The following is a 13,745-nucleotide window of genomic DNA, read 5'->3' as shown; positions in this document are numbered from 1 at the left end:
TAGTCGCTGTTTGTTACTGTTTTATTGCGGCTTTCGGGCCGCCTTCTCGTCCAGGCCGGACAGGTCGAAGCGCCGCGCCAGTTCCTGCAACACGTCGTCCGGTCCCAGCCCCAGGTGGGACAGGGCCACCAGGCTGTGGAACCAGAGATCCGCGGTCTCGTAGACCAGCTCATCTTTTTCGCCGGTCTGCTGGGCGTCCTTGGCGGCGAGCAGCATCTCGGTGCATTCCTCGCCGACTTTCTCCAGGATCTTGTTCAGGCCCTTGTGGTGCAGGCTGGCCACATAGGAGCTGTCGGGGCTGGCGCCTTTGCGGGCTTCCAGGACTTTCGCCAGCTCGCCCAGGACATCTTGGGTGGTTTCGCTCATGCGGACGGATCTCCCTGCTTGCCATAGATCGCATCCGGCTCCTTCAGCACCGGCTCGACACTGACCCAATCGCCGTTCTCCAGGCGCCGGTAGAAGCAACTGCGCCGGCCGGTATGGCAGGCGATGTCGCCCAGTTGGTCCACTTTCAGGACAATCACATCGGCGTCGCAGTCCAGGCGGATTTCCGACACCAACTGCACATGGCCTGAGGATTCGCCCTTGCGCCAGAGTTTGCCGCGCGAGCGCGACCAGTAGATGGCGCGGTTTTCGGCCACGGTCAGTGCCAGGGCTTCGCGATTCATCCACGCCATCATCAGGATGTCGCCGCTGGCGGCATCCTGGGCGATGGCCGGGACCAGGCCCTGATCGTCCCACTTGATCTCATCCAGCCAGTCGGTCGGGATGGCAGTCGTGTCTTGCATGATTCTCCGGTCCGGTTGTGTCTCGTTCAGGGGCGTCGGCCAATCAGCAGCCAGCCGGCCGCGGCAATCAGGATCCAGCCCTGGGTGGGAATGGTCGAGATCGCGGCCCAGTTTATCGGTTGTGTCGTCAGCCAGGCACCGGCCAGGCAGGCGACACCCAGCAGCGTCCGCCGGAAACTGCGGCGGCGGGCTTCCTCGGCGTCCCGTAAGGCCTTCAGTGTAGCCTGATCGGAGGCCGGGGCGCGATCCAGATCGCGAACGCGCAATAACGCATCGTGCACCAGTTGCGGCATTTCCGGCGACTGCTCCAGCCAGGCAGGCAGGTGCTCCTTGAGGGCCTTGAACATGCCCGGAGGCCCGATGCGCCGGCGCATCCAGGCTTCGAGGAAGGGCTGGGCGGTGCTCCACAGGTCCAGCTCGGGGTAGAGCTGGCGACCCAGGCCCTCCACGTTGAGCAGGGTTTTCTGCAGCAGCACCAGCTGCGGCTGGACTTCCATCTCGAAGCGGCGGGCGGTCTGGAACAGGCGCAGCAGGAAGTGGCCGAAGGAGATCTCGCTGAGTGGCCGCTCGAAGATCGGTTCGCACACGGTCCGGATGGCGGCCTCGAATTCATTGACCCGGGTATGCGCCGGGATCCAGCCGGACTGGATGTGCAGCTCGGCCACCTGCCGGTAGTCGCGGCGGAAGAACGCCAGCAGGTTGCGGGCCAGGTAGCTCTGGTCCTCCGGCGCCAGCGTCCCGACGATACCGAAATCGATGGCAATGTAGCGCGGATCCTGTGGATTGCTGGCGTCCACGAAAATGTTGCCCGGGTGCATGTCGGCGTGGAAGAAGCTGTCCCGGAACACCTGGGTGAAGAAAATCTCCACGCCCTTCTCGGCCAGCGCCTTCATGTTCACGCCGGCGGCATTCAGGGCTTCGGTGTCGGCCACCGGAATGCCCTTGATGCGTTCCATCACCAGCACCTTCTGCGCCGTGTACTCCCAGAATACCTCCGGAATATAGATCAGGGTGGACCCGCCGAAATTGCGGCGCAGTTGGGACGCGTTGGCGGCCTCGCGCTGCATGTCCAGCTCGTCGTGGATGGTCTGCTCGTAGTCCCGTACCACCTCAACCGGGCGCAGGCGCCGGCCTTCCGACCAGTAGCGCTCCAGCAGCGTTGCCATCATCAGCATCAGGGCGATGTCCTGGCGGATCACCCGCTCGATACCGGGGCGGATCACCTTGACCACCACGGACTGGCCCGAGTGCAGGGTGGCGGCATGCACCTGGGCCACCGAGGCGGACGCCATGGGATTGCTGTCGAACGTTTTGAACAACCGGCCCACCGGCTGGCCGAGGGACGCTTCCACGATGGCCTGGGCCTCGCTGCCGGGGAAGGGCGGCACCCGGTCCTGTAGCTGTTGCAGGGCGTTGGCCATGTCATCCGGTAGCAGGTCGCGACGGGTGGACAGGATCTGGCCGAATTTGACGAAGATCGGGCCCAGTTCCTCCAGCGCCAGTCTCAGGCGTTCGCCGCGGCTGGCGCGATAGGTCGGGAACAGGTGCCAGGGCGCCAATGTGAACAGCAGCCGCAGTGGCCAGGGCAGGTCGGCCAGGGGGAGGAATTCATCCAGTCGGTACTTGCTGAAAACCCAGGCAATGCGGAAAAGGCGTTGAATGCGCGTCACGACGACTCCGTCGGCGGGGATGAATCGGCATCGAGCTGCTGTTGCAGCCGCTCCAGGCGGGCGGCCAGGCGGTCGGTCTGCAGCGCCAGTTGATCGATGTCTTCAAAGGTGGCGGCCAGCTCGTTGCGCCCGGGCAGGGACCGGCTTTCTTCGTGGATGTACTCTTCCAGGTTGGCGTTCAGCGAGGCGAACGCCTGCTTCTGCCAGCGCAGTGCGCCGCGTACGCGCTGACCGAGGAAATGCGCCGGCACGTCGCCGGTATAACGCGCCAGGGCAGCTTCCCAGTCGGGCTTGAGCTGCGCCAGGGCACGCTGCAGGGCGTGGGCACGGCTGACGTCGCCCTGGACCTGCAAGCGCTCGTCACTGAAGACCCGGTCGTCGCCCTGGGCAAGGGCCGCAAAGGCCATGGGCCGGCCGCTGACCGTCAGCGCGGCGTCCGTCGGCGGCGTACTGCCCACCCTGACCTGTTCGCCCACGCCCTGCAGGGACAGGCACAGCCCGGGACCGCTGATGTCGAACTGTACCGGTGCCGACAGGGCACCCAGCAACGCCCGGCGTCCGGCCGGATCCAGGGCCAGGGCCCGGTTGAGGGCCTGTTCGATGACCTGCGTGATCGCCGCCTGCAGGGTCGGGCCCGGCAACATCAGGGTTTGACTCCCACGTGCAGGGCCACGATCCCGCCGGTCATATTGTGATAGCGGGTCTGTACGAAGCCGGCTGTGTCCATCATGCCCTTGAGGGTGTCCTGGTCCGGGTGCATGCGGATGGATTCGGCCAGGTACTGGTAACTGCTGCTGTCGCCGGCAATCAACTGACCCATCAGCGGCAGGGCGTTGAACGAGTATAGGTCGTACGCCTTGTTCAGCAGCGGGTTGGTGGGCTTGGAGAATTCCAGCACCAGCAGCTTGCCGCCGGGTTTGAGTACCCGGCACATGTCCCGCAGCGCCTGGTCCTTGTCGGTGACGTTGCGCAGGCCGAAGGCAATGCTGACGGCGTTGAAACTGTTGTCCGGGAACGGTAGGTGCTCGGCGTCCGCCTGGACGTACTCGATGTTGCCCACGTAGCCCCGGTCGGTGAGTCGGCTGCGGCCCACCTGCAGCATGGAGGCGTTGATATCGGCCAGGACCACTTGGCCGTCGCGGCCCACCAGGTCGGAGAATTTCATGGTCAGGTCGCCGGTGCCGCCGGCGATATCCAGCACCCGGTGACCGGGGCGCACGCCGCTCAGCTCGATGGTGAACCGTTTCCACAGCCGGTGGATGCCCATCGACATCAGGTCGTTCATGACGTCGTACTTGCCGGCCACGGAATGGAAGACCTCCGCCACCTGGCCAGCCTTCTCCGAACGCCGGACCTGGCGGTAGCCGAAATGGGTACTCTCGTCCTGTGACGCGTCGGTCTCGGCGTGTTTGGTCTGCGGATCAGTCATGAGCAGTGGTCCCCTGGGGAAATGAAGGCGTGGGCAGCCGATTCGACGGTCTGCGCCGGGCAATCCTGTATTCTAACGGGAAGATGGCAGGCTACAAGCGGGAAGCGTCGCGGGCGTCCGGTTGCGCCCACCGGGGAAAGCCTTAAACTGCCGGGTAAACCATTTTGCAGGGCCCTCGAAGAAGGCCGGCACATCATCCAGTTTCATCATTAACCGGGGTAAGCATGTCCACCATCGATATCAACCGCCACCACTCCCTTGATCACGACCACGCCCGCCAGGCCGCGGAATCCCTGGCCCAGGACCTGTCCAGGCAGTTCGATGTGGATTACCAGTGGGAAGGCGACACCCTGCGCTTCAAGCGCAGCGGGGTGAAGGGGCATCTCAACGTGACGCCGGAAGAACTCCAGGTGCACCTGGAACTGGGCCTGATGCTGCGCCCGTTCAAGGCGCGGTTCGAGTCGGAGATCCAGTCCCAGTTGGACAAGCTGGTCGACGGGGCCTGAGGGAACCTTTAAGAAATACTTAACCACCGAATTTCAGGTATTCACTCCCTCTCCCGTTGTGGGGCGTGGAGTGGGGTAAGCGCCGCAGGCGCCCTGAAACCTGAGGAGAAACCCGACCGAGGCGCTGCCTCGACCCCCTCTCCCCAACCCCCCCTCTCCCGCCAGGGGCGAGGGGCTTTACAGCGTCTTGCTCTCGATGGGTCGGGTATGAGTCACTGAGCGGATTCAAGCAATCCCGGACGATGCCTGTGGCAACGTCTCCAGAGACGGAATCCACTCCTTGCTGTCCAGCGTGATGAAGTGGCTGGGCGCCTCGGTTTCGATGATGCGCATGGTGGTCGGGCTCTGGCTGGCGCTGTTGAGCATGGCGCCCCGATCCAGGATGCGGTCCACCTGCGGAATCAGGAAGGTACCATAGCGGATGTCCTCATAGACGTCCGTTGGCGTGCGCTCCATCCACGCCATGATGTTCTCGATGTTACGCACGATGGTCAGGTGATCCCGGGTGGCCGAGAACAGGTGGCTCAGCAGCTGTTTCTTGCGCGGGTTCATCTTGCCGAAGAAGGTCTGGCCGTAGGTGGATGACGGGGCCGAGTTGATCAGCCGGATGAGCCAGGGCCACATGCCGTGGCTGACCGGCTCCAGCAAGGTGGTGACCAGGGCATGCAGTTTGGCCTGGGGCAGCACCGGCGCTTCCAACACCACCTCCACATTCTCATACAGTTCCGGCCGCTGGCGCACGCCTTCGAGGATGACCGCACCGCCGCGTGAATGGCCGTGAACCCGGATGCGTTCGGTCGTCGGCAGGTTGGCCAGGGCCTGGTTCAGGATGCAGGCATCGTATTCGATGGTGGCTTCCAGGTGCCTGATCGGCACTTCCCACTCCGGCGTCTCGGGCGTCACGCCATTCACCGGAATGTGATAGTTGCTGCAGGTCAGCAGGATCAGTTCGGTCGTGGGTGCTTCGTAGGCCTGGGTGAAATAGCAGTGGTTTTCCAGGAAGCCGTGAACGCCGATCACGGTCTGCTCCGCTTCACCGCTGTGGTTACGCACGGAGACGGCGCCCTTGCCCACGCGATAGACGTGGCCGGAAAACATTTCCGAATAGGCGCTGTCGATCGGCTTGATCAGCTTACGTACGTGACTTGCCTTCATGTTGGCCTCCCGTATCCGGGTTGGATGCCCTGCCTGTTGATACGTCAGCAATGAGCGGCACGGCTTAACGTTGTGTGATGCACCCGGTCAGTTCCGGTGTCTCGTCTCGGACACTAACCCATTATCCCAGACCTTTAATGGCGTGGATTACCCCGTTTTCGCCGCCATTTCGGTCACTCGGAGTTATAGCACGAATAATCAGGGGTTTAGGGCATGGACTAGACGATGGTCGTAAGCCTGCTTAGGCCCGATATGACAAGTTAGGGTGCAATCTTTCTGTTACCCCGAGTATAAGGATGTCCGTCCGCTTGCGGGTTATTTTTTGTAATATCGCGTTGTTACGGGTTCTGCAGTTTGCCGCAGGCGATATGGAGCGGGTCCTGCATGTCTGGCACAATGCTTTGCCTGTCATGGGAAAGTCACCGGCACCAACAACAACCGCCGGGACGTTGTTCAGCTACCGCATCAGTTAGGGTCAGACGTTGAGTCACATGGAATCCAGCTTATTGTCCCCCGTCGATGCCGCCTGGTTGTCCATGGAATCTCCCGCCAATCCCATGACGATTACCGTCCTGTTGCGGGTGGATGGCCTGACCGCGCCCGTCTTCCGTCATTTCCTCGAGAATCACTGGTTGCGGATTGCCCGCTTTCGTTGCCGGCCGGTCCGCAAAGGGGCGGCCTGGGTCTGGGAAGAGGACGATCTGTTCCGCCTGCGCCACCATTTCCACGTCGAACCCGAGCCCATGGACGAGGCCCGCCTGCAGGACTGGCTGTCGGCCCGTCTCAACCAGTCGATGCCGGACTATCGGCCACGCTGGGGCTTCTGGCTGATTCCCCGGGCCCAGGGGGGCGCCGCCCTGCTGCTGCGGATGCACCATTGCTACGCCGATGGCCTGTCCCTGATCGAACTGTTCAACGCGCTGACCACGACGGTGCCGGATGCGCTACCGGCGGATCTGGCGGGAGGCGAGCGGGTCTCCGGCGGCCGGCGTTGGCTGGATGCCGGATGGCACTGGCTACAGACCCAGGTCACCCTGGCCGATGAAGGCCGCGTGGAGGACGTGGCCCCCTCCGATGCCCCGGTGGACGCGCTGTCGAAGCACCGCCAGCAGTTGGAAAAAGCCGCCTGGAACGGCCTGAAACTGGTCAACGAGCTGAGCCAGTACGTCCTGGAGCCGGAGGACACGCCCACGCGACTGAAGCCCGGGCTGCTGGGACGACGCCAGTGCCGTTGGTCGGCGCCGATTCCGCTGGCGGCGTTCCGCCACATTGCCAACACCACGCATTGCAAGATCAACGATGTCCTGCTGGCCTGCGTGGCACAGGCCCTGCGCAAACAACTGGAAGGCGACGAGCTGGACCTGGATGAGGTCATGCTCCACGCCGCCGTGCCGGTGGATATCCGCGGCCTGCTGCCGGACTCGGTTCAACCCGAACCCGGTGAGTTGGGCAACCTGTTCGGAACCGTGTTCGTGCCCTTGCCGGTGGACGCCCACAGCCCGCTGGAATGCCTGTACCGGGTCAAGCACGAGACACGCCGCCTCAAGCGCTCCTGGCAGCCGGGGATTTCCTGGGGCCTGATGTGCTCGGCCGGGCTGCTGCCGAAAACCTGGCAGCAGCCGGTGGCGGACCTGTTCTGTCGCAAGGCCAGTGCCGTGGTCTCCAACGTCCCGGGCACGCCCGAGTCGCGTTACCTGGCCGGTTGCCGGGTGCGGGAGCAGATGTTCTGGGTGCCCCAGTCCGGCGACATCGGGCTGGGTGTCAGCATCGTCAGCTACGCCGGTCGCGTACAGTTCGGCGTGGTGGCCGACGAGGCGGTCATGGCCGACCCCAAGCCCTTCCTCGACGACTGCGTCAACGCCCTGCAGGGCTGGCAGTAGCAGGGAGCCCCTGGTTAACTCCTGAATCGTCTCTGCGCGCTCTGAAGACTGCAGGTGCAGGTGATACAGCACACCGACGCGGTTCGCCGCCAATGGTCCGGGCCGCATTCGGATAGCCCTTGGCAGGCTCCTTAGCACCATTGACCGGTGTGGTCGTACGGCTAAAGTCGCTTCCCCGCTACCTCCCAAAAGACGTTCAAACCAGCGCTCTTGGCGCATTTCCCCCCCCATGGCCCCTGGTTGACCATGAGCCTGCGCATCCCGACGGATGCCAGCCAGGGCGACCGGTGCCGCTGTCCGGTGGCCCTGATGATCGAACAACAACATCTGGGGGCTATGATGAACAACAAGAAGCTTCTCGTGCTCGCGATCGCTGCGGGTGTGACGGCGCAGGCCAATGCGGCCGTTGAGCTCTACAACGAGGACGGAACGACTTTCTCTGCGGACGGCTACTTCAACGCGTTCTATGTGAACCGGGACGACAACATCGCGGACGTGCGCCAGTCCCGGGTCAAGATGGGTTTCCTGCCCAATACCATCGGCTTCAATTTCAGCAAGGAAATGGGCGACCTGACCCTGGGCGGCCGATCCTCCTTCTGGACCAGTATCAATGACAGCCTGGATTCACCCACCGACACCTCGATCGACGTGCGGCAGTTCTACGCCACGGTGGACGGCAGCTTCGGTCAGGTGCTGATCGGTAAGGACTTCGGCCTGTATTCCCGCAACAACATCTTCCTGGATGAGATCCTGATGGGCTTCGGATCGCCGGGCGCGCCGGGTGGCGTATCGTTCGGCAACATCCGCACCGGTTACGCCTATCCTACACCGACCGCCCAGATCACCTACCGGTCTCCGGATATGGGTGGCCTGAACATCGCGGCCGGTATCCTGGACCCCGCCTCGACTGCCGGTTCCGACGCCTATGAGGAAGCGCCCCGCTTCGAATCCGAGATCACCTACAACATGGATCTCAACGGCGTGGCCCTGACCGCCTGGGTGAACGGCCGCTACCAGACCTCGAAGAGCGACACCACCGATACCGAGGTGAATTCATCCGCTGTGGGCTACGGTCTCAAAGCCAGCGTGGCCGGCCTGACCCTGGCCGCCTCCGGCTTCAACTCGGATGGCGATCCGCCCGTCCTGATCACCAACCAGGCCGCCGCCTTGCCGGAAGACAATGCAGACGGCTTCCTGGTGCAGGGAGCCTACCAGCTGGGTTCCAACAAGCTGGTGCTGTCCTATGGCGAGACGGATTCCGATATCGGTGATTTCGAGACCGAGAACACCTCCATCGGCCTGTTCCACGACATCAACAGCAACTTCAAGCTGGTGGCCGAATACAACATGTTCGAACAGACCACCAAGTCCACCGGTGCCGATGCCGCCGACGCAGACACCATCGCCCTGGGCGCCATCGTGATGTTCTGACCCCACGGGGCAGCAGGCGGCCGGCTATCCTGGCCGGCCGCCTACTACCAAAGTGTCGTTTTTCCGGCCGAGTGCGGCGGCACGGGTATTGATTGGCTTCACCAGAGTTTTGGAATCAATGGCCTACGTTCGAATGCATCATGCCCGCAGTGGCACTGAAGTCGAATTGGACGCCTGGCTGGAGCGCGTAGAATCGGAGTGGAAACATCCTGGTTGCGAGCGCCCTGCCATGCTTCCCGTTACCTCCGTTGCACCGGTCCGCGTGGCCAGCTCCGATGCCCGCGATCCGCAGCTGGCGGCCACCAGCCTGGCCAGCCAGCTTTATCACCCCGATCTGGCCTGTGTGCTGTTTTTCTGTTCCGCCGAATATGACCTGGCGCGGCTGGGTATCGCGTTGGAACACGTCTTTCCGGACATCCAGGTGACCGGCTGCACCTCGGCCGGTGAAATCACGCCGAACGGGTACGGCAGAGGGTGCATTACCGCGATTGGTTTCGATCGCCGCTACTTTTCCGTCGACTGTGCCCTGATTGGCGAACTGGAACAGTTCAGCCTGCAGGACGCCCAGGGCCTGGTGGACAACCTGTTGGCCACCTTCCGCGAGGCCTCCCTGGCGCCGGTTAAAGGCCATACCTTCGCCATCACGTTGCTGGACGGCCTGTCCAGTCGGGAAGAGCTGGTGCTCGCAACCCTCAATGCGGCCCTGGGCAGCATTCCCCATTTCGGCGGGTCCGCCGGCGACGATGAGCGGCTGGCCAACACCCACGTCTATTTCCAGGGCGCCTTCCACACCAGCGCCGCCGTGGTCCTGATGATCAACACCTCGCTGGATTTTCGCGTGTTCTCCACCCATCACATGCGGGAAGGGGAGGACAAACTGGTGGTCACCCGCGCCGATAGCGAGCAACGCACCGTCTACGAGCTCAACGCCGAACCGGCCGCGGAAGCCTACGCCCGGGCCGCGGGGATTCGCGTCGACGAACTGGACAGCAAGGTGTTTGCCCTGCGTCCCATGGCGGTGCGGATCGGCGACCAGTACTTCGTACGTTCGGTGCAGCGGGTCAATGCCGATGGCAGCCTGACCTTCTACTGCGCCGTGGAGACCGGCATCGTGCTCACCGCCATGCGCCCCGGACCGCTGCTGGCCAACTTGCGAGAGCAACTGGCCCTGGCCGAAGAAGAGGTCGGCCCACCGCTGCTCACCATTGGCTGTGACTGCTTCCTGCGCCGGCTGGAAGCCGAGTATTCGGGCTTTGTCCAGGAAACCTCCGATTTCCTCGTCGAGCATCGGGTGATTGGTTTCAACACCTATGGCGAGCAGTTTGACGGTATGCACATCAACCAGACATTTACCGGAGTGGTCATTGGCCAGCCCCCAGCCGATCGCGAATGAGCCGGATGCGCGGGATCAGCGCATCGCCGAGCTGGAAGCCGAGAACGCGCGCCTGCGCACCATCCGGGACGCGCTGATCACCCGGGTGGAATCCAGCGGTGCCCACAAGCCGGCCCCCTATGCCGCGTTCGAGCACTCGGTGGTGCTGGCCGAACAGGTCCGCGAGCGCACCGAAGCGCTCAACCTGGCGATGGCCGAGCTCAAGTCGAGCAACCGCGCCCTGATCGCCGCCCGGGAAGACGCCGAAACCGCCAGTCAGCGTCTGATCGACGCGATTGAGAGCATCGTTGACGGCTTTGTCCTGTTCGATCACCGGCACCGCGTGGTGCTGACCAACAGCCGTTTCCGCAGCTACTGGGCGGACAATGGCGAGGCCATCCGGCCCGGCGTGGCGATCGCCGACATGAAACGCCTCGCCGTGGAAACCGGCCTGGTGGTGGAAGAGCAGCGCGACAGCCAGTCCGGCGGGGTGGTCTATCGCCTGGCCAACGGGCGTTGGGTGCAGGTGAGTGAGCGACCCACCCGTGAGGGCGGGCTGGTGATCCTGTATTCCGATATCACCGACGTGAAGAACACCGAGGACGAGCGCCGCGAAAGGGCGCTGGCGGAAAAATCCCGCCTGCTGCAGTCGACCGTGGACAACCTGTCCCAGGGGGTGGTGCTGGTCAATGAGGCGGGTATGCCGGAGATCTGGAACGACCGGTTCGTATCGCTCACCGGCCTCTCGCCCGGCGACGTCAAACAGGATCGGCGCATCGACGCCCTTATGGCGCTGTCCGAGATCCCGCTGCTGACGCCGGAGAGTGTGGACGAGGCCGGCGACCCCTGCCATGCGATGGAGCACCGTGCCCAGGACGGCCAGGTGCTGGAAATCCGCACCCACCCCATGGCCGACGGCCGCTACGTCAACACCTACACCGACATCACCGAGCGCTACCGCTACGCCGAAACCCTGCGCGAAAGCGAGCGCTGGATCCGGGTGGTCACCGATCACGTGCCGGCCCTGATCGCCTATGTGGGCGCCGACCTGACCGTGCAGTTCTGCAACAAGGTCTACGAGGCCTGGTATGGCGATGGCCGCCAGTCGCTGCTGGGGCGCCATCTGGAAGACGTGCACACGCCGGAACTCTATGACCGCCTGATGCCGCACATGCAGGACGCGCTGGCCGGCAACAACGTCACCTTCGAGTTCGAGGAGAGCAATGCCCGCGGCCAGCAACGCTACATGCTGCGGTCCTACGTGCCCAACCGGGGCAGCGACGGCAGCGTGATCGGCTTCTTCGTGCTGATCCGGGACATCACCGACCGCCGCCGTACCGCGCTGGCGTTGCAGCAGGCCTACGACAATCTGGAACAGCGCGTGAAGGAGCGCACCGCGGCTCTTACCGGGCTCAACAACAAACTGCGTCAGGAGATCAGCGAGCGGGCGGTGATCGAGGCCCGGCTGCGGGACGCCAAAATGGAAGCGGAACGGGCCAACCTGTCCAAGACGAAATTCCTGGCCGCCGTCAGCCACGACCTGCTGCAGCCGCTCAACGCCGCGCGCCTGTTCACCAGTGCCCTGATGGAGCAATCCTTCGGCCCGCGGGCGGAGGGGCTGGTGCGTTCGGTCAGCACCTCGCTGGACGACGTGGAAAACCTGCTGGGCACCCTGGTGGACATCTCCAAGCTGGATGCCGGCGTCATCAAGCCGGACGTCAACCCCTTCGACCTGCGCGACCTACTCAACAACATTGCCCGGGAGTTCCGCCAGATGGCGACCGCCGAAGGGATCGACCTGCACTTCGTGCCATCGTCGGCCGTGGTGGAATCCGACTCCCAACTGCTGGCCCGCATCCTGCGCAACTTTCTCACCAACGCCATCCGCTACACCGGCGCAGGCCGCATCCTGCTGGGCTGCCGCCGCAAGCGCCACAGCGTGATGCTGGAAGTGTGGGACACCGGGCCGGGCATTCCCGCCGACAAGCTCACCGAGATTTTCCAGGAGTTCAAGCGCATCCGACCGGCCGGCGCGCCGCAGGACAAGGGTCTGGGACTCGGACTGGCCATTGTCGACAAGATCGCCCGGATGCTGGATCACCGCATCACCGTGCATTCCGTCGAAGGCAAGGGATCCATGTTTGCGGTGGAAGTCCCCCTCGGGCAACTGCGACCGGATCAGCAGCCGTCCGACGCGTCCGCACTGGTGAGCCCGCATTCCCTCGACGGCAGCCGGGTCTGGGTGATCGACAACGACCGGTCCATCTGCGATGGCATGCGCACGCTGCTGGAAGGGTGGGGGTGCGAGGTGGTGACGGCGGTGTCCGTGGACGATCTGGACGCGCAGCTGGATATTGCGGACTCGCCGGTGGACCTGATACTCGCCGACTACCACCTGGATTACGACGAAAACGGCGTCGACGCCGTGGCCGCCATCCATGCCCGGCGTGACGACGCGGTGCCGGTGGTGATGATCACCGCCAACTACACCAACGAACTCAAGCAGCACATCCGCGGCCTCGGGTATCACCTGATCAACAAGCCGGTGAAGCCATTGAAGCTAAGGAGTGTGTTGAACCATCTGTTGTTGGGGAGGAGGACGTTTGTCGGCAGGTAAAGAGCAATCATGCGGTTCGGTGCTCTCGCCGGCTTACTGAGAGTATCGATGCTAAGACATCGATGGTGTTCGTTTCCCATTCCTTCTCGTTAGCAGTTAATTGCGGACAGCTTTCCGCTTGCCCAATCCTTGTCATCAGGGGTTACCTTGTCGAGAGTGCGCTCTTGCACACCAGAAAGCCTTTTGGGTACCTGGGTCGGTATTTTCTGACTTCAGTGTCATCCAAGTCCCATAGAAAACCAGAATCCCCCGACTATTCAGGCAACTGGCTCTCCCGCACCATAACGTTTGGTGATGAAGTTACGGCAGGCTGTACGAAATACTTGGCGTTGTCTATCGCTCGCTGAGGTTCGCTGCCTTGTTTTGTGGTTTCGACTCGCGCGACGACGCGATCTGGACGCCTGTCCAGGTTTCTGGGTCCACTTCACGATCAATATTTACTTTCGTGGTATGGCTGTCATTTTGGGATCTGTAGGAATAACTGTTGAGTAAGCAAGCTGTATTTATTGACGATGCAAGCGTTCGAGCTGCCAGAAGTCTAATGTATCAGTGCTTGGCCTCTCTAGAAGGGGGGGTGGCGCTGCTGGCAGCGGCTGATGGTCGTTTATGTGTTTCTACTTGCGAGAATCAGGAAAAAGCTTCCCGTCAGGCAGCGCTTTCCAGTGCCCTGCTGTTTCTGTCCCAAAGGTTTTGCCAGGAAGTGCTGGGATCTCCAAATGGAGAAATTGCTCTGTCCTGCATCCAGGGCAACGTGGTCATGGTTCGTCTGGAATTGTATGGGAAACCCTACCAATTATGCCTTGCCAGTGGAGAGCAGAGTAACCTGGCAACCGTATTACACATTGCCCGCAGCCTGGGTAAAAAGATTACGCAGTTTACCGCATAACGCCCGAAGGT

General features: G+C 62.9%; 12 protein-coding genes. 6 read left to right on the top strand and 6 right to left on the bottom strand.

The features are described 5' to 3' along the window. Positions 1 to 21: 21 nt before the first annotated feature. Genes EZI54_RS03590 through ubiE form a run of 5 tightly spaced genes read right to left on the bottom strand, consistent with a single transcriptional unit; the run spans position 22 to position 3,887 of the window. Positions 22 to 366 (bottom strand): phosphoribosyl-ATP diphosphatase, encoded by a 345-nt coding sequence (locus tag EZI54_RS03590; RefSeq protein ID WP_131479117.1) that lies wholly within the window; start codon positions 364 to 366, stop codon positions 22 to 24. Further along, positions 363 to 788 (bottom strand): phosphoribosyl-AMP cyclohydrolase, encoded by a 426-nt coding sequence (gene hisI, locus EZI54_RS03585; RefSeq protein WP_131479115.1) that lies wholly within the window; start codon positions 786 to 788, stop codon positions 363 to 365. The genes EZI54_RS03590 and hisI overlap by 4 nt, the downstream gene beginning before the upstream one ends. Before the next feature lie 26 nt (positions 789 to 814). Beyond that, positions 815 to 2,458, bottom strand: a complete 1,644-nt coding sequence (gene ubiB / locus EZI54_RS03580) for a ubiquinone biosynthesis regulatory protein kinase UbiB (RefSeq protein ID WP_131479113.1) — start codon at positions 2,456 to 2,458, stop codon at positions 815 to 817. Then, positions 2,455 to 3,102, bottom strand: coding sequence for a ubiquinone biosynthesis accessory factor UbiJ (locus tag EZI54_RS03575; RefSeq protein ID WP_131479111.1), 648 nt, complete (start codon positions 3,100 to 3,102; stop codon positions 2,455 to 2,457). Before EZI54_RS03575 ends, ubiB begins: the two co-directional genes overlap by 4 nt. Beyond that, positions 3,102 to 3,887 carry a bifunctional demethylmenaquinone methyltransferase/2-methoxy-6-polyprenyl-1,4-benzoquinol methylase UbiE gene (ubiE, locus tag EZI54_RS03570; protein WP_131479109.1) on the bottom strand — a complete coding sequence of 262 codons (786 nt, stop codon included), beginning with the start codon at positions 3,885 to 3,887 and terminating at the stop codon, positions 3,102 to 3,104. Before ubiE ends, EZI54_RS03575 begins: the two co-directional genes overlap by 1 nt. Before the next feature lie 224 nt (positions 3,888 to 4,111). Between ubiE and EZI54_RS03565 the strand changes: the two genes are divergently transcribed. After that, complete coding sequence (locus EZI54_RS03565) at positions 4,112 to 4,393, top strand: polyhydroxyalkanoic acid system family protein (RefSeq protein ID WP_131479107.1); 282 nt, start codon at positions 4,112 to 4,114, stop codon at positions 4,391 to 4,393. Between the two features lie 225 nt (positions 4,394 to 4,618). On the opposite strand, the gene EZI54_RS03560 is transcribed toward EZI54_RS03565, so the two are convergent. Continuing rightward, positions 4,619 to 5,548, bottom strand: a complete 930-nt coding sequence (locus tag EZI54_RS03560; RefSeq protein WP_131479105.1) for an alpha/beta hydrolase — start codon at positions 5,546 to 5,548, stop codon at positions 4,619 to 4,621. Positions 5,549 to 6,039: 491 nt separating this feature from the next. Here EZI54_RS03560 and EZI54_RS03555 point away from each other — a divergent pair, with 491 nt between their 5' ends. From EZI54_RS03555 to EZI54_RS03535, 5 genes are all read left to right on the top strand, one after another. Next, positions 6,040 to 7,428, top strand: coding sequence for a WS/DGAT domain-containing protein (locus EZI54_RS03555; protein ID WP_341352843.1), 1,389 nt, complete (start codon positions 6,040 to 6,042; stop codon positions 7,426 to 7,428). A 336-nt stretch (positions 7,429 to 7,764) separates the two neighbouring features. Continuing rightward, a complete protein-coding gene (locus EZI54_RS03550; protein WP_165495679.1) occupies positions 7,765 to 8,859 on the top strand; it encodes a porin in 1,095 nt (364 codons plus the stop codon). A gap of 229 nt (positions 8,860 to 9,088) precedes the next feature. Next, complete coding sequence (gene nosP / locus EZI54_RS03545; RefSeq protein ID WP_165495668.1) at positions 9,089 to 10,252, top strand: nitric oxide-sensing protein NosP; 1,164 nt, start codon at positions 9,089 to 9,091, stop codon at positions 10,250 to 10,252. Continuing rightward, the gene (locus tag EZI54_RS03540; RefSeq protein WP_131479099.1) at positions 10,170 to 12,848 is read left to right on the top strand and encodes a hybrid sensor histidine kinase/response regulator; all 2,679 of its coding nucleotides are present in this window, start codon (positions 10,170 to 10,172) and stop codon (positions 12,846 to 12,848) included. Before nosP ends, EZI54_RS03540 begins: the two co-directional genes overlap by 83 nt. A 484-nt stretch (positions 12,849 to 13,332) precedes the next feature. Further along, positions 13,333 to 13,734 (top strand): roadblock/LC7 domain-containing protein, encoded by a 402-nt coding sequence (locus EZI54_RS03535; RefSeq protein WP_131479097.1) that lies wholly within the window; start codon positions 13,333 to 13,335, stop codon positions 13,732 to 13,734. Positions 13,735 to 13,745: the final 11 nt, after the last annotated feature.

Origin of the sequence: Marinobacter halodurans, assembly GCF_004327985.1 — a bacterium.
GTDB classification, from domain to species: domain Bacteria; phylum Pseudomonadota; class Gammaproteobacteria; order Pseudomonadales; family Oleiphilaceae; genus Marinobacter_A; species Marinobacter_A halodurans.
This window is presented reverse-complemented; position numbering and strand designations above follow the sequence as displayed.